Annotated in this window: 22 protein-coding genes; 9 read left to right on the forward strand and 13 right to left on the reverse strand. The window is 73.6% G+C overall.

What is annotated here, in order from left to right; all coding sequences use genetic code 11:
- Nucleotides 1-66: 66 nt before the first annotated feature.
- A complete protein-coding gene (locus ACF1BE_RS27750) occupies nucleotides 67-1,200 on the forward strand; it encodes a methyltransferase (RefSeq protein WP_392201743.1) in 1,134 nt (377 codons plus the stop codon).
- A gap of 87 nt (nucleotides 1,201-1,287) precedes the next feature.
- Here the strand turns inward: ACF1BE_RS27750 and ACF1BE_RS27755 are convergent, their stop codons facing one another.
- Complete coding sequence (locus tag ACF1BE_RS27755) at nucleotides 1,288-2,205, reverse strand: ketose-bisphosphate aldolase (protein WP_392201744.1); 918 nt, start codon at nucleotides 2,203-2,205, stop codon at nucleotides 1,288-1,290.
- A gap of 32 nt (nucleotides 2,206-2,237) precedes the next feature.
- Nucleotides 2,238-3,119: an SIS domain-containing protein gene (locus tag ACF1BE_RS27760; protein ID WP_392201745.1), complete on the reverse strand. Its 882-nt coding sequence runs from the start codon at nucleotides 3,117-3,119 to the stop codon at nucleotides 2,238-2,240.
- 134 nt (nucleotides 3,120-3,253) lie between these two features.
- Here ACF1BE_RS27760 and ACF1BE_RS27765 point away from each other — a divergent pair, with 134 nt between their 5' ends.
- The gene (locus tag ACF1BE_RS27765; protein ID WP_392201746.1) at nucleotides 3,254-4,033 is read left to right on the forward strand and encodes a DeoR/GlpR family DNA-binding transcription regulator; all 780 of its coding nucleotides are present in this window, start codon (nucleotides 3,254-3,256) and stop codon (nucleotides 4,031-4,033) included.
- Nucleotides 4,034-4,108: 75 nt separating this feature from the next.
- Here the strand turns inward: ACF1BE_RS27765 and ACF1BE_RS27770 are convergent, their stop codons facing one another.
- Nucleotides 4,109-4,504 carry a luciferase family protein gene (locus ACF1BE_RS27770; RefSeq protein WP_392201747.1) on the reverse strand — a complete coding sequence of 132 codons (396 nt, stop codon included), beginning with the start codon at nucleotides 4,502-4,504 and terminating at the stop codon, nucleotides 4,109-4,111.
- A 595-nt stretch (nucleotides 4,505-5,099) separates the two neighbouring features.
- Between ACF1BE_RS27770 and ACF1BE_RS27775 the strand changes: the two genes are divergently transcribed.
- Nucleotides 5,100-6,278: an MFS transporter gene (locus ACF1BE_RS27775; protein WP_392201820.1), complete on the forward strand. Its 1,179-nt coding sequence runs from the start codon at nucleotides 5,100-5,102 to the stop codon at nucleotides 6,276-6,278.
- On the opposite strand, the gene ACF1BE_RS27780 is transcribed toward ACF1BE_RS27775, so the two are convergent.
- Nucleotides 6,241-7,977 (reverse strand): alpha/beta hydrolase, encoded by a 1,737-nt coding sequence (locus tag ACF1BE_RS27780; RefSeq protein WP_392201748.1) that lies wholly within the window; start codon nucleotides 7,975-7,977, stop codon nucleotides 6,241-6,243. The genes ACF1BE_RS27775 and ACF1BE_RS27780 overlap by 38 nt on opposite strands.
- 515 nt (nucleotides 7,978-8,492) lie before the next feature.
- Between ACF1BE_RS27780 and ACF1BE_RS27785 the strand changes: the two genes are divergently transcribed.
- On the forward strand, nucleotides 8,493-9,233 hold the full coding sequence (locus ACF1BE_RS27785; RefSeq protein ID WP_392201749.1) for a maleylpyruvate isomerase family mycothiol-dependent enzyme: 741 nt from the start codon (nucleotides 8,493-8,495) through the stop codon (nucleotides 9,231-9,233).
- 7 nt (nucleotides 9,234-9,240) lie between these two features.
- Here the strand turns inward: ACF1BE_RS27785 and ACF1BE_RS27790 are convergent, their stop codons facing one another.
- A complete protein-coding gene (locus ACF1BE_RS27790) occupies nucleotides 9,241-9,645 on the reverse strand; it encodes a MarR family winged helix-turn-helix transcriptional regulator (RefSeq protein WP_392201750.1) in 405 nt (134 codons plus the stop codon).
- 143 nt (nucleotides 9,646-9,788) lie between these two features.
- Between ACF1BE_RS27790 and ACF1BE_RS27795 the strand changes: the two genes are divergently transcribed.
- Nucleotides 9,789-10,070, forward strand: coding sequence for a DUF6332 family protein (locus tag ACF1BE_RS27795; RefSeq protein ID WP_392201751.1), 282 nt, complete (start codon nucleotides 9,789-9,791; stop codon nucleotides 10,068-10,070).
- A 207-nt stretch (nucleotides 10,071-10,277) separates the two neighbouring features.
- Here ACF1BE_RS27795 and ACF1BE_RS27800 read toward each other — a convergent pair whose 3' ends face one another.
- A complete protein-coding gene (locus ACF1BE_RS27800; RefSeq protein WP_392201752.1) occupies nucleotides 10,278-10,970 on the reverse strand; it encodes a TetR/AcrR family transcriptional regulator in 693 nt (230 codons plus the stop codon).
- 126 nt (nucleotides 10,971-11,096) lie between these two features.
- Between ACF1BE_RS27800 and ACF1BE_RS27805 the strand changes: the two genes are divergently transcribed.
- Nucleotides 11,097-11,552 carry a nitroreductase family deazaflavin-dependent oxidoreductase gene (locus ACF1BE_RS27805; RefSeq protein ID WP_392201753.1) on the forward strand — a complete coding sequence of 152 codons (456 nt, stop codon included), beginning with the start codon at nucleotides 11,097-11,099 and terminating at the stop codon, nucleotides 11,550-11,552.
- Here ACF1BE_RS27805 and ACF1BE_RS27810 read toward each other — a convergent pair.
- Nucleotides 11,542-12,783, reverse strand: a complete 1,242-nt coding sequence (locus tag ACF1BE_RS27810) for a geranylgeranyl reductase family protein (protein ID WP_392201754.1) — start codon at nucleotides 12,781-12,783, stop codon at nucleotides 11,542-11,544. The genes ACF1BE_RS27805 and ACF1BE_RS27810 overlap by 11 nt on opposite strands.
- A gap of 133 nt (nucleotides 12,784-12,916) precedes the next feature.
- On the opposite strand from ACF1BE_RS27810, the gene ACF1BE_RS27815 reads away from it, so the two are divergent.
- Together ACF1BE_RS27815 and ACF1BE_RS27820 are read left to right on the forward strand one after the other, a co-directional pair.
- Nucleotides 12,917-14,272 (forward strand): dipeptidase, encoded by a 1,356-nt coding sequence (locus ACF1BE_RS27815; protein ID WP_392201755.1) that lies wholly within the window; start codon nucleotides 12,917-12,919, stop codon nucleotides 14,270-14,272.
- A 61-nt stretch (nucleotides 14,273-14,333) separates the two neighbouring features.
- Nucleotides 14,334-15,038, forward strand: coding sequence for an MBL fold metallo-hydrolase (locus ACF1BE_RS27820; protein ID WP_392201756.1), 705 nt, complete (start codon nucleotides 14,334-14,336; stop codon nucleotides 15,036-15,038).
- 11 nt (nucleotides 15,039-15,049) lie between these two features.
- Here the strand turns inward: ACF1BE_RS27820 and ACF1BE_RS27825 are convergent, their stop codons facing one another.
- From ACF1BE_RS27825 to ACF1BE_RS27835, 3 genes are all read right to left on the reverse strand, one after another.
- Complete coding sequence (locus ACF1BE_RS27825; protein WP_392201757.1) at nucleotides 15,050-16,093, reverse strand: NUDIX domain-containing protein; 1,044 nt, start codon at nucleotides 16,091-16,093, stop codon at nucleotides 15,050-15,052.
- A 152-nt stretch (nucleotides 16,094-16,245) separates the two neighbouring features.
- Nucleotides 16,246-16,437: a hypothetical protein gene (locus ACF1BE_RS27830; protein ID WP_392201758.1), complete on the reverse strand. Its 192-nt coding sequence runs from the start codon at nucleotides 16,435-16,437 to the stop codon at nucleotides 16,246-16,248.
- A 455-nt stretch (nucleotides 16,438-16,892) separates the two neighbouring features.
- Nucleotides 16,893-17,846, reverse strand: coding sequence for an ROK family protein (locus ACF1BE_RS27835; RefSeq protein ID WP_392201759.1), 954 nt, complete (start codon nucleotides 17,844-17,846; stop codon nucleotides 16,893-16,895).
- Between the two features lie 211 nt (nucleotides 17,847-18,057).
- Here ACF1BE_RS27835 and ACF1BE_RS27840 point away from each other — a divergent pair, with 211 nt between their 5' ends.
- Complete coding sequence (locus ACF1BE_RS27840) at nucleotides 18,058-19,107, forward strand: LacI family DNA-binding transcriptional regulator (protein WP_392201760.1); 1,050 nt, start codon at nucleotides 18,058-18,060, stop codon at nucleotides 19,105-19,107.
- Nucleotides 19,108-19,259: 152 nt separating this feature from the next.
- On the opposite strand, the gene ACF1BE_RS27845 is transcribed toward ACF1BE_RS27840, so the two are convergent.
- The 3 genes from ACF1BE_RS27845 to ACF1BE_RS27855 form a co-directional block, all read right to left on the reverse strand.
- On the reverse strand, nucleotides 19,260-20,558 hold the full coding sequence (locus ACF1BE_RS27845; protein WP_392201761.1) for a DUF6986 family protein: 1,299 nt from the start codon (nucleotides 20,556-20,558) through the stop codon (nucleotides 19,260-19,262).
- Nucleotides 20,559-20,708: 150 nt separating this feature from the next.
- Nucleotides 20,709-21,671, reverse strand: coding sequence for an electron transfer flavoprotein subunit alpha/FixB family protein (locus ACF1BE_RS27850; protein WP_392201762.1), 963 nt, complete (start codon nucleotides 21,669-21,671; stop codon nucleotides 20,709-20,711).
- A gap of 53 nt (nucleotides 21,672-21,724) precedes the next feature.
- Entirely contained in the window at nucleotides 21,725-22,510 is a 786-nt protein-coding gene (locus tag ACF1BE_RS27855; RefSeq protein ID WP_392201763.1) for an electron transfer flavoprotein subunit beta/FixA family protein, read from the reverse strand.
- Nucleotides 22,511-22,622: the final 112 nt, after the last annotated feature.

The raw sequence follows: 22,622 nt of genomic DNA on the forward strand, positions 1-22,622 counted from the left end.
CCGCAGTTCCGCCGCACCACCCCTGAGCTGCGGCTCGGATAGCCTGGACGCACGATGAGCGACCCTATGACGACACCGTGGGGCGAGGTCGGGCTGACCCGCTTCCCCGAGGATTCCCGTGACCGGCTGCGCGCCTGGGACGCCTCCGACGCGTACCTGCTGCGCCATCTGGCCGAGGAGAAGGTGCCGCTCTCGGGCACGGTCGTGGTGGTCGGGGACCGCTGGGGCGCACTGGTCACGGCGCTGGCCGCGCACCGGCCGGTGCAGATCACCGACTCCTTCCTGAGCCAGCAGGCGACCCGGGCGAACCTGGCGCGGGCCGGTGTCGAGCCGGGTGCCGTCCGGCTGCTCACCACGCAGGACCCGCCGCCGGAGCGGGTGGACGTGCTGCTGGTGCGGGTGCCGAAGAGCCTGGCGCTGCTGGAGGACCAGCTGCTGCGGCTGGCGCCCGGCCTGCACGCGGGCACCGTCGTCGTCGGTACCGGGATGGTGAAGGAGATCCACACCTCCACGCTGGAGCTGTTCGAGCGGACCATCGGGCCGACCCGGACCTCGCTGGCGCGGCAGAAGGCCCGGCTGATCTTCTGCACCCCGGACCCGGCGCTGGAGCGGCCCGCGAACCCGTGGCCGTACAGCTACGCCCTGCCGGACGGCGTCGGCGCGGTGTCGGGGCGCACGGTCGTCAATCACGCGGGCGTCTTCTGCGCCGACCGGCTGGACATCGGCACCCGCTTCTTCCTCCAGCACCTGCCCGGCCCGGGCGCGGGCCGCGTGGTGGACCTGGGCTGCGGCAACGGCGTGGTGGGTACAGCGGTGGCACTGGCCGATCCGGCGGCCGAAGTGCAGTTCGTGGACGAGTCGTTCCAGGCGGTGGCCTCGGCGGAGGCGACGTACAAGGCGAACGGGGTGCCCGGGCACGCCGAGTTCCGGGTCGGGGACGGGCTGGCCGGGGTGGCGCCCGGCAGTGTGGACCTGGTCCTGAACAACCCGCCGTTCCACTCCCACCAGGCGACGACGGACTCGACGGCGTGGCGGATGTTCACCGGGGCGAAACGCGCGCTGCGGGCGGGCGGTGAACTATGGGTGGTCGGCAACCGCCACCTCGGCTACCACGTGAAGCTGAAGCGGCTGTTCGGGAACGCCGAACTTGTCGCGAGCGACCCGAAGTTCGTCGTACTGAGGGCCGTCAGGAAGAGCTGACCGCGCAAGCCCCCGGGGTGAGGTGCCGGCGAGGCCTCTCGGTGACGGTGCCGGGTCGACGCCGCCGTGCGCGCGGTCCCCGCGCGGTCAGGTACGGGGGTGCTCCGGGGACGGGGTCGAGGTGGAGGGCCGTGCGGCGGGTGGACCGGTGGGGGTGCGGGCGAGGACGCGGATGATCCGGGTGACCTCGCGGGCCATCGCCTCCCGGCCGACGCCGAGGTACTTCCGGGAGTCGACGGCATCGGGACGGGCGGCGAGGTACGTGCGGATCGCTCCGGTCATGGCGATGTTGAGGGCGGTGCCGACGTTGACCTTGGTGATGCCGCTCCCGACCGCCGCGACCAGCCCCTCGTCCGGTACGCCGGAGGAGCCGTGCAGGACGAGCGGCACGGCGAGCGCGGCCGAGAGGCGCCGGAGCAGGCCGTGGTCGAGGACGGCGGTGCGGGTGGTCATCGCGTGCGTGCTGCCGATGGCGACCGCCAGCGCGTCGACACCGGTACCGGCGACGAAGTCCCGTGCCTGGTCGGGGTCGGTGCGTGCGCCGGGCGCATGCGCGTCGAGCGCGGGCTGGCCGTCCTTTCCCCCGATCTGGCCCAACTCGGCTTCGATCCACAGTCCCTGACCGTGCGTCCAGTCGGCGGCGGCCCGGGTCACGGCGAGGTTCTCGGCGTACGGCAGACGGGCCGCGTCGTACATCACCGAGGAGAACCCGGCGCCGGGCGCCTGCCGCAGCAGTTCGTCGCTCCGCACGTGGTCCAGGTGCAACGCGACCGGTACGGCGGCACGTTCGGCGGCGGCGACGGCGGCGCGGGCCAGCGGCAGCAGCCGCCCGTAGCGGAACCTGACGGCGTTCTCGCTGATCTGGAGGACGACCGGGGCGCCTGCCGACTCGGCGCCGGCGATGACGGCCTCGACGTGTTCGAGGGTGATGACGTTGAACGCGGGCACGGCGGTCCGGGCCGCGGCGGCGCGGGTGACCAGCTCGCCCGTGGGTGCGAGGGGCACGTGCGTGTCCTTCCTGGACGGGGCCGACGGGTTCAGGAGGCGAGGATCACCGAGCGGCTGAGATGGCGCGGCCGGTCGGGGTCGAGGCCCCGGGCGGCGGCGACGGCCACCGCGAGGCGCTGTACGCGGACGAGCTCGGCGAGCGGGTCGAGTGCGCCCTCGATCCACGACGCACCGGTGACGCGGACCTGTTCGGCCAGGCCCCCGGGTGCCGTACCGAGCATCCAGGTGGCCGTGCCGTCGGTGGTGACGCTGATCGGGCCGTGCCGGTACTCCATCGCCGGATAGGCCTCCGTCCAGGCGAGGGAGGCCTCGCGCATCTTCAGCGCGGCTTCGTTGGCGAGTCCGACGGTCCAGCCGCGCCCGAGGAAGGTGAACTGCGTACGGTCCACGAGTCCGTGGGGCAGGGCGGTGGCGAGGGCGGTACGCGCGTCGGCGACGACGGCGTCGGTGTGCAGTCCCAGGTGGGCGCGCAGGAGCGTGAGCGCGGTGGTGGCGAAGCGGGTCTGTACGACGGAACGTTCGTCGGCGAAGTCGAGCACCACGAGATCGTCGGCGGCCGACATCACCGGGGTGTCCGGGTCGGCGGTGACAGCGGTGGTGCGTGTCCGTCCGCCCAACTGCCGCAGTACGTCCAGTACTTCTGTGGTGGTGCCGGAGCGGGTGAGGGCGAGGACCCGGTCGTACGACCGCCCGGACGGGAACTCCGAGGCGGCGAACGCGTCGGTCTCCCCCTGCCCCGCACCCTCGCGCAGCGCGGCGACGGCCTGGGCCATGAAGTACGAGGTCCCGCACCCGACGACGGCGACCCGTTCCCCTCGCTGCGGCAGCGCGCCCCGGTGGCGCCCCGCCTGCTCGGCCGCCCGTGTCCAGCACTCCGGCTGGCTCTTCAGCTCGTTCTCGACATGGGTCATGCCCACACTCTCCCCTAGCTGATCGATCCTGCAAGATATAGCGATCTTTCGAGCACAATCAAGCATCCGGGCGGGATATCGGGTGCGCTAGGGTCGCCGGGAGACCGAAGTCGGCCAGGGAACGGAGGCTGCGGATGTCCCGGGACGCCCGCTGGAAGGCGCTGCTGGAACTGCTTGTCGAGCGCGGCCGGCTGGACGTCGAGGAGGCGGCGGCCGAACTGGCGGTGTCGGCGGCCACGATCCGCCGTGACCTCGACCAGCTCGCCGAGCAGCAGATGCTGGTCCGCACCCGGGGCGGCGCGGTGGTGCACGGGGTGTCCTACGAGCTCCCGCTGCGCTACAAGACGGCCCGCCGCGCCTCCGAGAAGCAGCGCATCGCCAAGGCGGTGGCCGAACTCGTCGCGCCGGGCGAGGCGGTGGGACTGACCGGCGGCACGACCACCACGGAGGTGGCCCGCGCGCTGGCCGTGCGCGGCGACCTGGGCACCGGCTCACCGGCACTGACCGTCGTCACCAACGCGCTCAACATCGCCAACGAGCTGGCCGTACGTCCCCAGTTCAAGATCGTGGTGACGGGCGGGGTGGCGCGTGCCCAGTCGTACGAACTCATCGGTCCGCTCGCGGACGGGGTGCTGGGCCAGATCACGCTCGACGTGGCGGTGCTGGGAGTCGTCGGTTTCGATGTCACGCACGGCGCGGCGGCGCACGACGAGGCGGAGGCCGCGATCAACCGGTTGCTGTGCGAGCGCGCCGAGCGGGTGGTGGTCGCCGCGGACTCCAGCAAGCTGGGGCGCCGGGCGTTCGCCCGGATCTGCGGGGCGGAGCTGGTGAACACCCTGGTGACGGACGCGGCGGTGGAACCGGAGACGGTACGGCGGTTCGAGGAGGCCGGTGTCCGGGTGCTGACGGTGTGAGGCCGGCGCGCGCCGCCGGGACGGACGGTCCCGCCGGCATACCGCCGGCTTCGCCCCGCGCAGACGCGATTCGCCTCAGAAGGCGCCCAGGTCGGCCTTCACGAACCCGGCGCCCCGCTGGTCGTTGCAGCCGACCAGCGGCCGGTCGGCCGGGTCGGGCCAGGTCAGCTGCGCCTGGAGTGCCACGCTCACCAGGGTCAGCAGCAGATCGACGTCACTGGCGGCGTCGAGCCGCAGGGTCACCCACTGCGAGCCGGGCACGACCCTGATCGGCCCCGAGCCCCTGAGGTCCTCGGCGAACCGCCGGATGGCCCGGTCGGTGAGCCGTAGGTCGACGTCACGCTCGGAGTGGAAGTGGGCGATCTCGCCCCGCGTCGAACACACGGCCTGCCCGAGGCCGCAGCTCGGGACGGCCGGTCTCAGATCCGGCCAGGTCGCCAGTTGCGCGAGCGCGCGGAAGGCCAACGTCATGGGCCCATCATGGCGTGCTCACCCGCCCGCAACCAGGTCGTGCGCAAGCATTAACCGACCTGTATCCGCAGCGCGTTCCGGGACCCGTACATCCGTCCATGTCCCGAACACACACTCCCTCCCCCGCACCCCGATCGCCTCCGCCGCCGGGTGCGGTCCCGCGGTCACCGCAGGAGGGGCACGGGCCGACACCGCCGGGATCCGCGGGACCGTACCCGGCTCCGCTGCCGCCCCTCGGAGTGCGCGCCGGTGCCCGTGACACTCGTACTCCCGGTACCCGTACCGCTGAGGGCGACCGACCGGCCGCGGCTCCGTCCGACCGGTTGGCACTCTTCGCCGCCTGGCGGCCGTCTCCCGGGGAAGCCGAGCAGGCGAGGAGGCCATGGCCACCGCAGCCGGCCCCAGGAGCCTGTGGCCAGGCGGACCGAGAGGCCGTGGCCGAGGGCCGGTCCGGCGGAGCCGCCGCCACCGTCGCCGACGAACATCAGGGCCGCCGCGCCGCCACGGGCCGCCGCATATTCCCTTGCCGGTCCCTGCGAGCCGCCCTTACGCTGACTTTGTGCCGCAAATAAACAAACCCCGACTGCACAGCGTCGTGCCGGGACCGCCCCTGACCGCGCTCCGTGCGGCGATCACCGCCTTCTTCGCGCTGGACGGCTTCCTCTTCGCGGGGTGGGTCGTCCGGATCCCGGACATCAAGCACCAGACGCACGCCTCCGCCGGCGCCCTCGGGCTCGCCCTGCTCGGGGTCTCCGCGGGCGGCGTGCTCACCATGACGCTGACCGGCCGGCTCTGCCGCCGCTACGGCAGTCACCCGGTGACCGTGGTCTGCATGGTGGTGCTCGCGCTCAGTGTCGCGCTGCCCCCGCTGACCCACTCGGCGCCCGCGCTGGGCGCCGTCCTGCTGCTGTTCGGCGCCGCCTATGGCGGTGTGAACGTGGCTTTCAACAGCGCCGCCGTCGACCTGGTCGCCGCCCTGCGCAGGCCGATCATGCCGAGCTTCCACGCCGCCTTCAGCCTGGGCGGGATGGCCGGCGCGGGCCTCGGCGGCCTGGTGGCCGGTGCCCTCTCCCCCACCCGGCACCTGCTCGGCCTCACCGTGACCGGGCTGCTCGTCACGGCCGTCGCCGGGCGCACCCTCCTGCGGCACGAACCGCCGGTGCCGCCGGAGCGGACCCCCCTGGCGCCGGCGGAGTCGGACGGCGGCGCGGCAGGCGACCCGGCCGGGCGGACGCGGGGACTGGTGGCCGTCTTCGGCCTCGTCGCGCTGTGCACGGCCTACGGCGAGGGCGCCATGGCCGACTGGGGCGCGCTCCACCTCCAGCAGGACCTCGCGGCCTCCGCGGGCACGGCCGCTGCCGGATACGCGTGTTTCACGCTCGCGATGACCGTGGGCCGGCTGACGGGCACGGCACTGCTGGGCCGCCTCGGCCTGGCCCGCACCGTGATCGCCGGCGGCACCGTCGCGGCGGCGGGCATGCTGCTCGGTTCGCTCGCGCCCTCCGTGTGGGCGGCGCTCGCCGGCTTCGCGGTCACGGGGCTGGGGCTCGCCAACCTCTTCCCGGTCGCCGTGGAACGGGCAGGGGCGCTGGCCGGCCCGTCCGGTGTCGCCGTCGCCTCCACTCTGGGGTACAGCGGCATGCTGCTCGGACCGCCCGCGATCGGCTTCATGGCCGAATGGTTCTCGCTGCCCACCGCGCTCACCAGCGTCGCCGTCCTCGCCGCCGTGGCCGCGGTCATCGGGGTGGTGACTCGCCGGGTGCTGGACCGCTGACGCCCGGCCGGGTTCCGGGGGCGCCCACGCCTGACGCGGGGCCGGGTTCCTGGAGCGACGACTCCTCCTCGGTGATCACCACGGTGCCGGCCAGCCCGCCGCCGGTGGCGACACCGCCGACCGGCTCGGGCGCGGGGTCGGCGAAGGGCGGTGTGTCCGGCCGGCACTTCGTTCCGGCCGGTGGCAGGGCGCCGTCGACGAGGTAGCGGCTCTCATGGGCCTGGACGCAGCTGCTGGGGTTGAGCAGCGCGATGTGCCCGTACCCCTCGTTGGTGAGCAGGCGGGCGTCGGCCAGTTCCCTGGCCATGCTCTGCGCGTCCGAATAGGGGGTGGAGGGGTCGTAGACGGTGCCGACCACCAGGACGGGTGCCGTCGGCTTGTTCCACGGGCCGCGGTAGGGGTCGGCGGCGACCGCGGGCCAGGCGGCGCACCCCTCGGCGGCCCAGGCCCACAGGCGTCCGGCGTCGCCGGCACGGGCCGCGGCGGCCTCCTCCAGAACGTGGTACTCGCCGGGGTCGCGCGCATTGGGGCTGTCACCGCACAGGACCGCGCCCGCCTGTTCGTCGCCCAGGTACGGATGCGGTTCCGGGACCGCCGGTGCGGGCGGGAGCGGGGACGGCTTCGCGACGCGCCCCCGCCACAGGTCCTGCAGTCTGCCAGCGAGTTCGCTCCACCCGGGGTGGACGACGTAGAGGCTGTTCACCACGTCACCTACGGTCCGGCCGTAGGTCCACGCGCCCACGGGACGCTCCCGCAGCCGCCGCATCAGCTGACCGAACTTGTCCCGGGTCGCCTTCGCGCCGCCGGCGGAGAAGGCACAGCGTGCGGTGCCTGCCGTTCCGCACAGGGAGAGGAACCGGTCCAGGGTCGCCGCCGCCGTTCGGTCCGAGCCCATGCGCAGGAAGGTGGTGAGCCGGGGGGCGGCGCCGGACGCGTGGTCCGTCCACGCCCGCGGGGCGATGTCGCTGTCGAGGATCATGGCGCGGACCTTGCCGGGGAAGAGGTTGGCGTAGGTGGCGCCCAGGATCGAGCCGTAGGAGATGCCCTGGTAGTTGAGTCGTGACTCGCCCACGGCCCGGCGGAGCTGGTCGAGGTCGCGGGCGGTGTCGGCGGTCGACACGTGGCGCAGGAGTGCGGGGTCACGCCGCTCACAGCGCCGGGCCAGATCCTGGTAGGCGGCGATGAACGCAGCCCGCTCCTTCGCTCCGACCGGGAAGCCCGCCGCCTTGCTCGCGCTCCAGTCGGCGGCTTCCGCCGCGCTCGCGAAGCAGTTCACCGCGGTGCTGCTGCCGACCCCGCGGGGATCCCAGCTGACGATGTCGAACCGTTCCCGCACCTCGCGCGGGAAGAACGGGTAGTCCTGGGGCATCTGCACCGTTCCGGGGCCGCCGGGGCCGCCGGGGTTGAAGAACAGGGTGCCGATGCGCCGGCCGGGACCGGTGGCCTTCCGTCTGATGACGGCCAGCTCGATGGTCCGGCCGCCCGGGTCCGCGTGGTCCAGCGGAACCCCCGCGGTCGCGCAGTCGAACGCGCTGCCCCGCGCGCAGGGACTCCAGTCCAGTCGCGGGGCTGGGGCCGGAGGCGTTGCGCCGGCTGCGGCGAGGTCCTGCCCGGTCAGTACGTTCGTGCAGCTCACCAACGCGGCGAGGATCGCGGCACACCGTCGGCGGCCCGCTGTGACCGCGCGTATGAGAGGCATGGGCACACTCCGTCCGTCCTTCTCCATCGCTGAGCACCCGAGACACCCGAGGGCCGGGGCCCGGAGCTCGGCACGCGTCCGGGTCAACGACACAGCGGTTCGGCGACGGGCGCGAGGCGGCGCACCCGACTGGCCGACCCGCCGCGGACCCGGCACCACGCCGGCGGTGACCGGCACCGGCGGCCTCGGCTCTCCTCCCGGGACGGGAGTACGCCCGCGTTCAGCGCCGGATCCGGGCCTGGCATCACGCGCGTGGTGACCGACACCAGCGGCCTCGGCCTTCCCACCCGGCCCGGCAGGACGCCCGCTTCCCGCACCGAGCCGCCGCGTACCCGGCGGCCGGGACGCGCGCCGGCCGTGGGGGGCACGGGGCGGACGGCCGGCCCGGGGCGTCCGCCCGACCCGGAAACGGCCTCCTGCCGCCGCCACCGCACGCCACACCCGGCACCCCGTCGCGCCAACGCACCTGTGCCCGGATGCCGTTGGAGTCCGCTCCATCCGGCACACTCGGCCCCATGAAGACTGCTGAGTATCTTGAGGTTCTGGACCGTGAGGGACGGCTGCTGGCCGCGGCGGCCGACGCGGCGGGGGCCGACGCCGAGGTGCCGACGTGCCCGGAGTGGCAGGTGCGTGATCTGCTGCGGCACACCGGGGTGGTGCACCGGTGGGCCGCCGCCGTCGTCGCCGACGGGCAGCCCGAGGGCAGGCCCGGCGGCGAACCGCCGGAGCTGGACGGCGCCGAGCTGGTGGCCTGGTACCGGGAGAGCCACCGCCTGCTGCTGGACACCCTGGCCGCCGCGCCCGCCGACACCGAGTGCTGGACCTTCCTGCCGCTGCCCGGTCCGTCGCCGTTGACCTTCTGGTCCCGCCGGCAGGCGCACGAGACGACCGTGCACCGGTACGACGCGGAGTCGGCCCGCGGGGGCACGCCGTCGCCGATCGCGCCCGGCTTCGCGGTGGACGGCATCGACGAGCTGCTGCGTGGCTTCCACGCCCGCTCCCGCAGCCGCCTGCGCAGCGAGGAGCCGCGCGTGCTGCGGATACGGGCGGTGGACGCGGGGGCGGACGCGGTGTGGACCCTGCGGCTCACCGCCGAGCCACCGGTGTGCGTGCGTGCGGCCGAGGGTGCGGCCGAGGCCGAACTGTCGGGCCCCGCGGACCAGTTGTACCTGGCACTGTGGAACCGGAGGGCGGTGCCGCAGGTGACCGGCGACCGGTCGCTCGCGGCGTTGTGGCGTGAGCGGTCCGCGATCTGACGGAACGTCAGTCGGTGTCGGACGGCGTCGTCAGCATCCGGGTCAGCACCGCGCGCTGCACCGGCCGTACCTCCGCGTGCAGCGCGCGCCCCTTCGCCGTGAGCGACACGTACACCCCGCGCCGGTCGTCGGAACACATGGTCCGCGCGACGAGGCCGTCCTTCTCGAGGCGGCCGACGAGCCGGGACAGCGCGCTCTGGCTGAGATGGGCGCGGTCGGAGATCTCCTGCACGCGGTACGAGCAGCCGCCGTCGGCGGCCCCCTCGGCGAGCAGGTCGAGGACCTCGAAGTCGCTGGCACACAGGCCGTGTACGTGCAGCTCGCGGTCCAGTTCGCACTGGGTGCGGGCCTGCAGGGCCAGGATGTCCCGCCACTGCTCCACGAGCGCCTGTTCGGCCTTGTTCGCCGCCATGAGCGCACCGTAGCAGAGAAGCGCCCATTGCATGCACCCGCATGCAATGCGGCCTTGGCCTCCGCGTTCCGGGCCCGGACGGTCAGCCCGGTGAGGTCCGGGACAAGCTTGTCCGCCGGGCGCACGTCTGTGAAACTGACGGAATGTGTGCATACGGGGGGCGCCGCACCAAGGCCGAACAGGACGCGGCCACGGTCGAGATCGGGTACGCGCTGGTCAGCGCCGCGTTCGCGGCAGCCGTGCTGTTCGGAGCCGTGGCCGGTCCGGCCCTCCTGTTCGACCTGCCGCCCTTGCCGGCCGCGGTGCTGCTCCGGCTGGGCCCGGCCGTGGCCGCGGTGGTCTTCATGGCGCGGGTGGTGAGCGTGCTGGTGCGCTTTCAGCGGCAGATCCGGCCCGCCAGGCCGGCACCGCACGACGAGAGGTAGCCCGGCACAACGGCCCCGACACGCGGGCATGGACGCGCCGGTCCCGGCCCGCAGAGACCCGGCGCGGGCCGGGCCGGGTGACCACGGACGCCGCCCGGCAGGTACGCCTGTCAGGGCTGCGTCGATCCGTGCTGTCTTCCAGGAGCCCCGGGAGGCGCACACCCCAAGTCCGGGAAGAGCAGGGGAACCTGACCGGAGGCGTGCCGCTCAAGGCCGGCTGAGGCCCACCCCGTGCGCGAGTCGGGCGGCCGCGTGCCGGAAGAACGGGGCGCGGTCCTCGACCACCCGGGTGAACTGTCCGAACACCTCGAACCCGACCAGCCCGAAGAGCTGGGCCCAGGCGGCCACCAGTGCCGCGGCGGCCTCGGGCGGCAGTCCGGGGGCGAAGTCGGCGGCCATGCGCTCCCCCTCGGGGCGCAGACCGGCGGGGAGGGGCGGGACGGCCAGGCCCGAGTCCTCGTGGGCCTCCCGGACGATGCCGATGAGGACCATGCCGACGCGGGCCGCGGCCCGGACGGTGGTGTCGGGAGCGGAGTACCCGGGCACGGGTGACCCGTAGATCAGCGCGTACTCGTGCGGGTGGGCGAGTCCCCAGTCGCGGACCGCCTCGCACACGGCCGTCCAGCGCTCCAGGGGCGGGGCGGCGGACGCGGCACCCAGGGCCTGTTCCGCCGCCTCGCCGAGGGCGTCGTAGGCGTCGATGATCAGGGCGGTCAGCAGGTCGTCGCGGCTGGGGAAGTAGCGGTACACGGCCGACGAGACCATGCCCAATTCGCGGGCGACCGCGCGCAGCGAGAGCTTGGCCGCGCCCTCCGCGGCCAGTTGTCCGCGCGCCGCTTCCTTGATGGCCGCGGTGACTTCCTGCCTGGCCCGCGCGCGGGCGCCCTGTGCGGTGCTCATGGCAGCAGTGTGCCACGAAGGAGAGCGGCGCACACAAAAGAGAGCGGTGCTCTTGCCGTGGCACGCCGGCTTGCCCCACACTGGAGGCGAACGAGAGCACCGCTCTCTCGAACCGTGGGGGTCATCATGTCGTCATCGTCGCCGTACTACCTCAAGGGCAGCCCGCTGAACGTCCGCCTCAACAGCGTGATCGGCTGGCTCGCCCGGCACGGGTTCAGCCTCGCGGGGAGCGCCGAGATGTCCGTGCGCGGCCGCAAGAGCGGCCAGATGCAGCGCGTCCCGGTCAACCCGCACACGTACGACGGCGGGCAGTACCTGATCTCGGCACGCGGCCACTCGCAGTGGGTGCGGAACATGCGTGCGGCTGGCGGCGGCGAACTGCGCGTCGGCCGCAAGGTGCGCACCTTCACCGCGGTGGAGCTTCCCGACGCCGAGAAGCTCCCCCTCCTGCGGACCTACCTCCAGAAGTGGGGCTGGGAGGTCAACCAGTACTTCGCCGGGGTGACCGCCGCGTCCACCGACGCGGAGATCATCGCCTGCGCCCCGGACCACCCGGTCTTCCGGATCACCGTCACGAACTGACGGGTTCCTCCGCCGGTGCGGCCTGCGCCTTGTCCAGCCTGGCCAGGGCACGCTGGGCAAGGGGGTGCGCGCGGACCATCTCACCCAGTGAGGTCGAGCCCTGCGTGATGTCCCGGAACGCCCGCCATGCCGGCCGGAAGCCGGTGAGGGCCGCGTGGAAGAGGCCGGGGCGCTTCTCGAACACCGCCAGCATCCGCCTGCCGACGCTCATCTCGACACCGAGCCCCGCCTTGATCGCGAACGCGTAGTTCAGGGCCTGGCGCCGGGCGTCGACGGCGTCGTGCGCCTCGGCGATCCGCACCGCCCACTCCCCCGCCAGCCGGCCCGAGCGCAGCGCGAACGAGATGCCCTCGCGGGTCCACGGCTCCAGCAGTCCCGCCGCGTCCCCGCAGACCAGCACCCGGCCGCGGGACAGCGGCGAGTCCTCCGCGCGGCAGCGGGTCAGGTGCCCGGAGGAGAGGGACGGTTCGAAGCCGGCCAGGCCGAGTCGGGCGGTGAAGTCCTCCAAGTAACGCTTGGTGGCGGCGCCTTCGCCGCGCGCGGAGATCACGCCGACCGTCAGCGTGTCCCCCTTCGGGAACACCCAGCCGTAGCTGCCGGGCATCGGACCCCAGTCGATCAGGACCCGGCCCTTCCAGTCCTCGGCGACCGTCTCCGGCACCGGGATCTCCGCCTCCAGGCCGAGGTCGACCTGGTCCAGCTTCACGCCGACGTGGGCTCCTATCCGGCTGGCGCTGCCGTCGGCGCCCACGACCGCGCGGGCCAGCACGAGCTCCCCGCCCTGGAGTACGACGGCGACCGTGCGCCGGTCCGGCACCCCCGAGCCGTGCTGCTCGACGCGCTGCACCGTGACGCCCGTACGCAGCTCGGCGCCCGCCTTCTGGGCGTGCTCGACGAGCTGCTGGTCGAACTCGGGCCGGTTGATCAGCCCGAACAGCATCTGCCTGGAGCGGCGGGTGCGGGTGAAGCGGCCGTTGTGGGAGAAGGTGACCGCGTGCACCCGGTCCCGGAAGGGCAGTTCGAAGCCCGGCGGCAGCGCGTCGCGCGAAGGTCCGATGATGCCGCCGCCGCACGTTTTGTAGCGCGGCAGTTCGGCTTTCTCCAGCAGCAGTACGCGCCGTCCCGCGACCGCGGCCGCGTAGGCGGCCGAGGCCCCCGCGGGTCCCGCGCCCACCACGACGACGTCCCACACCCGCTGCACGTCGTCCGCCGAAGAATTGTCGCCGCTCACGATGGTCTACCGCTCCGATCAAGCCGCCGCCGAAGTGTCCCCCCGCATCCTACGGCGGCCGTCCGCGCAGGCCACTGTGGGAGGATCGGTGTACTCACCCCCGTACAACGTCGCACCCACGAGGAGCGTGCCCATGTCGTCGAATCCGGTCGCCGAGACCGTGGCCTCGCTGCTGCCCCGGGCGAAGGAGGAGCTGTCCGAGCTGGTCGCCTTCCGGTCGGTGGCGGACTTCGCGCAGTTCCCGAAGAGCGAGAGCGAGGCGGCCGCGCACTGGATCGCCGACGCGCTGCGCGCCGAGGGCTTCGCCGACATCGCCCTGCTGGACACCCCGGACGGCACCCAGTCGGTGTACGGCCGGCTGCCCGGACCGGAGGGTGCGAAAACGGTTCTCCTGTACGCGCACTACGACGTCCAGCCGCCGCTGGACGAAGCCGGCTGGACCACTCCGCCGTTCGAGCTGACCGAGCGCGACGGCCGCTGGTACGGCCGCGGGACCGCCGACTGCAAGGGCGGCTTCCTCATGCACCTGCTCGCGCTGCGCGCCCTCAGGGCGAACGGCGGCGTGCCCGTGCACGTCAAGGTGATCGTGGAGGGCTCGGAGGAGCAGGGCACGGGCGGCCTGGAGCGGTACGCCGAGCAGCATCCCGAGCTGCTGGCGGCGGACACGATCGTCATCGGCGACGCGGGCAACTTCCGGGTGGGCCTGCCGACGGCCACGACCAGCCTGCGCGGCATGACCATGGTCCGGGTGCAGGTCGACACCCTGGCCGGCAACCTGCACTCGGGTCAGTTCGGCGGCGCCGCCCCGGACGCGCTGGCCGCGCTGATCCGGGTCCTGGACTCGCTGCGCGCCGAGGACGGCTCCACCACCGTCGACGGGCTGGAGGCCACGGCGGCGTGGGACGGCCTGGAGTACACCGAGGAGCAGTTCCGCGAGGACGCCAAGGTGCTGGACGGCGTCGGACTGATCGGTGCCGGCTCGGTCGCCGACCGCGTCTGGGCCCGGCCGGCCGTCACGGTCATCGGCATCGACTGTCCGCCGGTCGTCGGCGCCACGCCCTCCGTGCAGTCGAGCGCCCGCGCCCTCATCAGCCTGCGGGTGCCGCCGGGCGTGGACGCGGCGCAGGCCACCAAGCTGCTCCAGGGGCACCTGGAGGCCCACGTCCCGTGGGGCGCCCGGGTCACGACCGAGCAGACCGGGCAGGGCCAGCCGTTCCGCGCCGACACCTCCAGCCCCGCCTACCGGGCGATGGCCGACGCGATGGCGGTGGCCTACCCGGGCGAGACCATGCAGTACGCGGGACACGGCGGCTCCATCCCGCTGTGCAACACCCTCGCCGGCCTCTACCCGCAGGCGGAGATCCTGCTCATCGGGCTCAGCGAGCCGGAGGCGCGGATCCACGCGGTCGACGAGAGCGTGTCGCCCGAGGAGCTGGAGCGGCTCTCGGTCGCCGAGGCGCTGTTCCTGCGCAACTACGCGGCCGGCTGAACCGTTCTGCCCGCGGCAGAGGGCCGTCGCCGCATGACGGGGGCCCGCCTAGGGTCGGCGCATGGACGTCATCCCGCTCCTCCCCCGCCTCCACCTCCTGCGCTTCCCGGTCGGCCAGGCCTATCTCTGGCGCGACGGCGACGAGTTGACGCTGATCGACGCGGGCACGCTCGGCTCCGGCCGGGCCATCGCCGACGCGGTCACGGCGCTCGGGCGCGCGCCGCGGGACGTACGACGGATCGTGCTGACCCATTTCCACGAGGACCACGCCGGCGGGGCGGGCGAGCTGGCCGCGCTGACCGGTGCCGAAGTGCTGGCGCACGAGCGGGACGCGACCTTCGTACGAGGTGGACTCCCGGGCCCGCCGCCGCGGTTCGAGGAGTGGGAGCTGCCGCTCCACGCGGCGGCGGCCGAGCACCTGCCCGAGGGCGAGCCGGTGCCGCCGGCGGCGGTCACCGGCCTGTCGGGCGGCGAGGTGCTGGACTTCGGTGGTGGCGCCCGGGTGCTCCACGTCCCCGGGCACACGGACGGCAGCATCGCGCTGTTCCTGCCCGCCGAAGGCGTGCTGTTCACCGGGGACACGGTCGCGGCCGCCCCGGCCGACGGAACACCGATGCCAGGGGTGTTCAACCTCGACCGCGCCCAACTCCGCACGTCCGTACGGATGTTGGCCGGCCTCGATGCGGAGGTGGCCTGCTTCGGGCACGGTGACCCGGTGGTGGGAGGCGCCGGCGCCGCACTGCGCCGGGTGGCGGCCATGGCCTGACCGACGGCCGATCAGCCGACCGGCACCCCGGCCTCCAGATAGAGGGCGGTGCCCCGCTCGCGCGCCCGCAGCGCCCAGCGCAGCCGCTCGTAGCGGACGGGCGGCAGCATCGCGGCGGCCTCCTGCTCGGTGGCGAAGCGCCAGGCGCGCAGCTCCGGGCCCGGCAGCAGCACCCGGGACGCCTGCGCGGGCGCCAGCCGGCCGCCGTCGAACAGCAGCCGCAGCCCGCCGTAGCCGGGCGGCGCGGGCCGCTCCCAGTCCACGACGAGCAGCCGCGGCACCTCCCGCAGTCGTATCCCGGTCTCCTCGGCGACCTCGCGCATCCCGGCGCGGGCGGGGGCCTCACCCCGCTCCACCACCCCGCCGGGGAACTCCCAGCCCGGCTTGTAGGTGGGATCGACGAGCAGCACCCGGTCCTGATCGTCGAAGAGCAGCACCCCGGCGGCGAGCGTCTCGGCGGTCGGTTCCGGGGTCTGCACGATGTCACAGACGGGTACGGCACCACTGCCGACGGCGTCCGCGATACGGACGGCGGTGTCGTACGGGGTGAGGGCGCTGGTGTCCACGAGATGGGCGTCGGCGGTGAGCCAGGAGGCGAGGGCGGCGCGGTAGGGCCCGATGTGGTCGTAGGACCACTGGCGTGTCCGCAGCTCGCCGTCGGGGAGGCCGGGCGGTGTCTCCCGACCGGCTATCCGCTCGCGCAGGATCGTTTCCGCCGGGGCGAGGAGCAGATGGTGCACGGCGATCCTGCGGGCGGCGAGACCACCGAAGATCTCGTCCCGGTGCTCCTGCCGGAGCAGCGTCATGGGCACCACCAGGGTGCCGCCCAGCTCGGCGAGCATGGCGGCGGCGGTGTCCACCACCAGCCGGCGCCAGGCCGGCAGTTCCTGGAAGTCGCCGACCTCGGCGAGGCGCTTGGGCGGCAGCAGGTGTGTGAGCGCCCCGCCGATCACCTCGGGGTCGAAGAGCGTGCTGTGCGGGATCAGTTCGATCAGCTCCCGTGCGGTGGTGGTCTTCCCCGCACCGAACGCGCCGTTGATCCAGACGACGGTCACGGACTCCCCCTCTGCTGTTGGCCCCCTGTGGCTTGCCCGCTCCACCCTGCCACGGAAACCCCGTCCCGGTGAGGGTGCCTGTCCCCGCGCAGGAACGTGCCGGTGCCCCCTGCGGCGGGGACACCGGCACGCGTTCCGTACGTGCGTCGGCCCTATTCCTGGCCGAGATCCTCCTCGTCGACGGCCGGACCGTACTGGCTGACGAGGTGACCTGCCGTGTCGGGGGTGTCCGAGACGCTCAGGTGACGGTGGGGACCGTCGTCGGCCGCGTGGGGCGGGGTGACGGCGGCCACGACGAATCCGGTGGCGAGGGTGGCGAGGGCCAGCATGCTGCGCTTCTTCATGCCCTGATCAACTACGGAACCGGCCCGGGGGTCACGCGGAACGGTGCGACGGTCGTAGGGGGCGGGTCGGGGAAGGAGGCGGGCCGGCGGGGCCTGCAGGGCCGCGCGATGGCCGGCCACGCGCCGGGGCCGGTACCACGCGCGGCGGACCCAGGTGGCCCCAGGCGCAGGTCGTGGTGGGCGGCGGCGCCGCGCACCGCCCGTGGCGCGGCCGGCCGTCTGCTGCGGGAGGTCCCGGGCCTGTCGTCCGACGGCGTGCGGCGTCCGGCGTCCGGCGTCCGCATCGGCACGATCCCTGCCCAGCCGCTCACCGCCGACACACCGGCATCCGGAGTGCCCGGCCCTTCGGCACCGGCCCCCGGACGGCGCACCCCCGGCACCCGCATCCCCGTGATCCACCCCCTCGGCACCCGTGTCGCCGGCGGCGTCGGTTCGGGCGGACGTGCCGGCGGCGGCTACAGGCTCACCGTGGTGGTGTCCGTCCTGCCGGTCAGGGCTGCCGCGGCGGCGCCGACCAGGCCCGCGTCGGTGCCTGTCTGTGCCGGTACGACGGTGAGCCGCTGTACGAAGGACAGGGCCGCGTAGCCGGCCAGGGCCCTGCGCAGGGGAGTGAAGAGGATGTCGCCCGCCTTGCCGACACCCCCGCCGATCACGGCGATGTCGATCTCGACCAGGGTCGCGGTGGCCGCGATGCCGGCCGCCAGCGCCTGCGCGGCCCGCTCGAAGGAGGCCACGGCGACCGGGTCGCCCGCGCGGGCGGCGGCGGCCACGGCGGCGGCCGAGGCGTCGCCGTCGGGGCCGGGCCGCCAGCCCTGCTCCAGGGCCCGGCGGGCGATGTTGGGTCCGCTGGCGATGCGCTCCACGCAGCCGCGCGAGCCGCACGGGCAGGGGTCGCCATCGAGGTCCACGCTGATGTGGCCGATGTGCCCGGCGTTGCCGGTCGGGCCTGGGTGCAGCCGGCCGCCCAGCACCAGTCCGCCGCCCACCCCGGTCGACACCACCATGCACAGCGCGTTGTCGTGGCCGCGTGCGGCGCCCTGCCAGTGCTCGGCCGCCGTGATGGCGACACCGTCGCCGATCAGCTCGACCGGCAGACCGCCGGTGGCCGCGCGTACCCGCTCGACCAGCGGGAACTCACGCCAGCCCGGCACGTTCACCGGACTGACGGTGCCCGCGGAGGCGTCCACCGGGCCCGCGCTGCCGATGCCGACCGAAACGGCCCGTCCCCACAGGGGTGACCCGGCGAGGTCGCCGAGCACCCCGGTCACGGCCCCCATGACCGTTTCGCCGTCCTGCTGGGCGGGCGTGGCGCGCTGGGCCCGGGCCAGGATCCGTCCGTCGCCGTCCACCAGCGCGCCGGCGATCTTGGTGCCGCCGATGTCCAGGGCCGCCACGAGGTCGGTGTGCATCAAGAGTCAGATCTCCCCGCTGAAAACGTGAAAGCAGAATGTCGCAGGCCGGACATGCGGTGGGGACGCAGGCCGGAGACAGCGGTGGACAGTCTCTCCCGCATCTGACAACGTTGTCCAGGCTCTATGCTCGACGCCACATCCTCATACAGCACCACGGATCACGCACCACCGCCGTGGATGAGACGGACGAGAGACAGGACAGCGCCCCGTGCCCGAGACCACCCGCCGTGCAGAACGCCTCCCCGGATCCCGGTACGGCAACCGCCCGACGATGAAGGACGTGGCGGCCCGCGCCGGTGTCGGGCTGAAGACGGTCTCCCGCGTGGTCAACGGTGAGCCGGGGGTCACCCCGGACACCGAGCGACGGGTGCAGGAGGCCATCGAGGCGCTCGGCTTCCGCCGCAACGACAGCGCCCGCGTGCTGCGCAAGGGCCGCACGGCGAGCATCGGCCTGGTCCTGGAGGACCTCGCGGACCCGTTCTACGGCCCGCTCAGCCGTGCCGTGGAAGAGGTCGCCCGCGCGCACGGCGCCCTGCTGATCAACGGCTCCAGCGCCGAGGACCCGGAGCGGGAGCAGGAGCTGGCGCTGGCGCTGTGCGCGCGCCGGGTGGACGGTCTCGTGGTGATCCCGGCCGGGAACGACCACCGCTACCTGGAGCCGGAGATCAGGGCCGGGGTGGCGACCGTGTTCGTGGACCGCCCGGCGGGGCGGATCGACGCCGACGTGGTCCTGTCCGACAACTATGGCGGTGCCCGCGACGGCGTCGCCCACCTCATCGCGCACGGTCACCGCCGGATCGGGTTCATCGGCGACATGCCGCGCATCCACACCGCGGCCGAGCGCCTGCGCGGCTACCGGGCCGCCATGGAGGACGCGGGGATACCGGTCGAGGGAAGCTGGATGTCCCTCGGGGTGACCAGTCCGGAGCGGGTGCGGCGGGCGGCCGAGGAGATGCTGTCCGGGCCCGACCCCGTCACCGCCGTCTTCACCGGCAACAACCGGGTCACGGTGACGGTGATCCGGGTCCTCGCGGAGCACTCCCGCCGGACCGCGCTCGTCGGCTTCGACGACATCGAACTGGCCGACCTGCTTCAGCCGGGGGTCACGGTCGTCGCGCAGGACGCGGCGGCGCTGGGCCGTACCGCCGCCGACCGCCTCTTCCGCCAGCTGGACGGCGCCCTCCTGGCACCCGAACGGATCCTGCTGCCGACGCGGCTCGTCACGCGCGGCTCGGGCGAGCTGCCGCCCGCGGACTGAGCCGCCCCCTGCACGGCCCGACCCCTTGTGGCCGCCCGCCCCCTTGGCGGAGCCGGCCCTGGCCCGGGTCCCGCGCGACCGTCCGCCGGCCCGTCCCCGCACCGGTATGTCGTCTCCGGCGCCCCTGCCGGGTGCGCCCGTGGTGGGCCCGTTCAGTGCGTGGAGGCCGTCAGGTCGCCGCGCCGGGGTGTCGCGAAGCTCTCCAGGTCGGCGCGGGTCAGGCCGGTGAGGCGGGCGACCTCGGCGATGTCCAGGGCGCCGCAGTCCAGGCCGCGCAGCAGGTAGCCGCTGAGGGCCTTGGCGGTGGCGGGCTCGTCCATGACGTCACCGTCGGCGCGGTCGGCGTACCGGACCAGGCGGGCCGCGGCCTGTTCGAAGCCCTCGCGGTAGAACGCGAAGACGGCCGCGTAGCGGGTGGGGAGGTGGCCGGGGTGCATGTCCCAGCCCTGGTAGTAGGCGCGGGAGAGGGCGCGGCGGGTGAGGCCGTAGTGCAGCCGCCAGGCGTCGTGGACCTTCTCGGCCGGACCGACCGGCAGGACGTTGGTCGACCCGTCGGAGACGCGGACGCCGGTGCCGGCCGCGGCGACCTGCATGACGGCCTTGGCGTGGTCGGCGGCGGGGTGGTCGCCGGACTGGTGTGCGGCGGAGACGCCGAGGCAGGCGCTGTAGTCGAAGGTGCCGTAGTGGAGTCCGGTGGCGCGGCCCTCGGCGGCCTGGATCATGCGGGCGACCGTGGCGGTGCCGTCGGTGGCGAGGACGGCCTGGCTGGTCTCGATCTGGATCTCGAAGCCGAGGCGGCCGGCGTCCAGACCGTGCGCCTTCTCGAACGCCTCCAGGAGGCGGACGAACGCGCCGACCTGCTCGGCGTACGTCACCTTCGGCAGGGTGAGGACCAGGCCGCCGGGCAGGCCGCCGGCCTCCATCAGGCCGGTGAGGAAGACGTCGAGGGTGCGGATGCCCCGGTCGCGTACCGCGGCCTCCATGCACTTCATGCGGATGCCCATGTACGGCGCGGCCGTGCCGTTGCGGTACGCCTCGGCGATCAGGCGGGCAGCGCGGGCCGCCGTCGTGTCCTCCTCGGCGTCGGGCCGGGGGCCGTAGCCGTCCTCGAAGTCGACACGCAGGTCCTCGACGGGTTCTCGCTCCAGCTTGGCGCGGACGCGGGAGTGCACCGGCTCGGCGAGGTCGTCGGCGAGGCCGAGGACGGCCGCGAGGGAGGCGGCGTCGGGGGCGTGGGCGTCGAGGAGGGCCAGTGCCTGGTCGCCCCAGGCCCGCAGGGTGCCGGCGGTGAAGGCGTCACCGGGGACGTAGACGGTGTGGACGGGCTGCCGGGTGCCGGGATCTCCGGGGTAGCGGCGTTCCAGCTCCGCGTCGACCGGTGCGAGGGAGGCGCTGATCTCCTCGCTGACGGCGCCCGCGAGGCTCGTCGCCACCTTCTCCTGCTGACCCATCCCACACCCTCCGATTTTCCGCTTTCCGGAATCAACAATCCGTAGAATGAAGTTATCCGGCGTGCTTCCCGCTGGTCAACACCGTGTCCAGGATGCGCCGAGGCCCCCGTGACCGCACTGGTCACGGGGGCCTCGTACAGCGGAGGGGGCTCAGCCCTTGCGGGCCTTGACCTCCTCGGTCAGCTGCGGGACGACGTCGAAGAGGTCACCGACCACGCCGAAGTCGACCAGCTCGAAGATCGGGGCCTCGGCGTCCTTGTTGACCGCCACGATCGTCTTGGAGGTCTGCATACCGGCGCGGTGCTGGATCGCGCCGGAGATGCCGTTGGCGATGTAGAGCTGCGGCGAGACCGACTTGCCGGTCTGGCCGACCTGGTTGGTGTGCGGGTACCAGCCGGCGTCCACCGCGGCGCGCGAGGCACCGACGGCCGCGCCGAGGGAGTCGGCGAGCGCCTCGATGACCGAGAAGTTCTCGGCACCGTTGACGCCACGGCCGCCGGAAACCACGATCGCGGCCTCGGTCAGCTCCGGGCGGCCCGTCGACTCGCGCGGGGTGCGGCCGGTGACCTTGGTACCGGTGGCCTGACCGGAGAAGGTCACGGACAGGGTCTCGACCGCACCGGCGGCCGGGGCGGCCTCGACGGCGGCCGAGTTCGGCTTGACCGTGATGACCGGGGTGCCCTTGACGACCTTGGACTTGGTGGTGAAGGACGCGGCGAACACCGACTGGGTGGCCACCGGGCCCTCGTCGCCGGCCTCGATGTCGACGGCGTCGGTGATGATGCCGGAGCCGATGCGCAGCGCCAGGCGGGCGGCGATCTCCTTGCCCTCGGCGGAGGACGGGACCAGCACGGCGGCCGGGGAGACGGCCTCGTGGGCGGCCTGGAGGGCGTCCACCTTCGGTACGACCAGGTAGTCGGCGTACTCCGGCGCGTCGTGGGTGAGGACCTTCACGGCGCCGTGCTCGGCGAGGGTGGCGGCGGTGTCGGCGGCGCCGTTGCCGAGCGCGACGGCGACGGGCTCGCCGATGCGGCGGGCCAGCGTCAGCAGCTCCAGGGTGGGCTTGCGGACGGCACCGTCCACGTGATCGACGTAGACGAGGACTTCAGCCATGGGATTGCTCTCCTGCGTAACGAAGTTGAGGGGCGGTCGGCGGGGGCGAGCCCTTAGATGAACTTCTGGCTCGCGAGGAACTCGGCGAGCTGCCTGCCGCCCTCGCCCTCGTCCTTGACGATCGTGCCGGCCGTGCGGGCCGGACGCTCGGTCGCGGTCTCGACCTTGGTGAAAGCGCCGTCGAGACCGACCTCCTCGGCCTCGATGTCCAGGTCGGACAGGTCCCAGGACTCCACCGGCTTCTTCTTCGCCGCCATGATGCCCTTGAAGGACGGGTAGCGGGCCTCGCCGGACTGGTCGGTCACGGAGACGACCGCCGGGAGCTGCGCCTGAAGCTGCTCGGAGGCGGCGTCGCCGTCACGGCGGCCCTTGACGGTGCCGTCCTCGACGGAGACCTCGGAGAGCAGGGTGACCTGCGGGACGCCCAGGCGCTCGGCGACCAGCGCGGGAACGACGCCCATGGTGCCGTCGGTGGAGGCCATGCCGGAGACGACCAGGTCGTAGCCGGCCTTCTCGATGGCCTTGGCCAGGACCAGGGAGGTGCCGATGACGTCGGTGCCGTGCAGGTCGTCGTCCTCGACGTGGATGGCCTTGTCGGCACCCATGGAGAGGGCCTTGCGCAGCGCGTCCTTGGCGTCCTCGGGGCCGACCGTCAGGACGGTGACCTCGGCGTCGTCCGCGTTCTCGGCGATCTGCAGGGCCTGCTCCACGGCGTATTCGTCCAGCTCGGAGAGCAGACCGTCCACGTCGTCGCGGTCGACGGTCAGGTCATCGGCGAAGTGCCGGTCGCCAGTGGCGTCGGGCACGTACTTCACAGTGACAACGATCCTCAAGCTCACGCCGGCTCTCCTACTGCATCGTCTATTTCCGGGCTGCCTCTTGCAGGCAGCATAGGCGCCCGGAGCGGCCGATCCCGGTCGGGGCGTCCGCGCGCTCCGACCGAAATATTAC

The sequence above is a fragment of the Streptomyces sp. NPDC014991 genome, assembly GCF_043080665.1.
Taxonomy (GTDB): Bacteria; Actinomycetota; Actinomycetes; order Streptomycetales; family Streptomycetaceae; genus Streptomyces.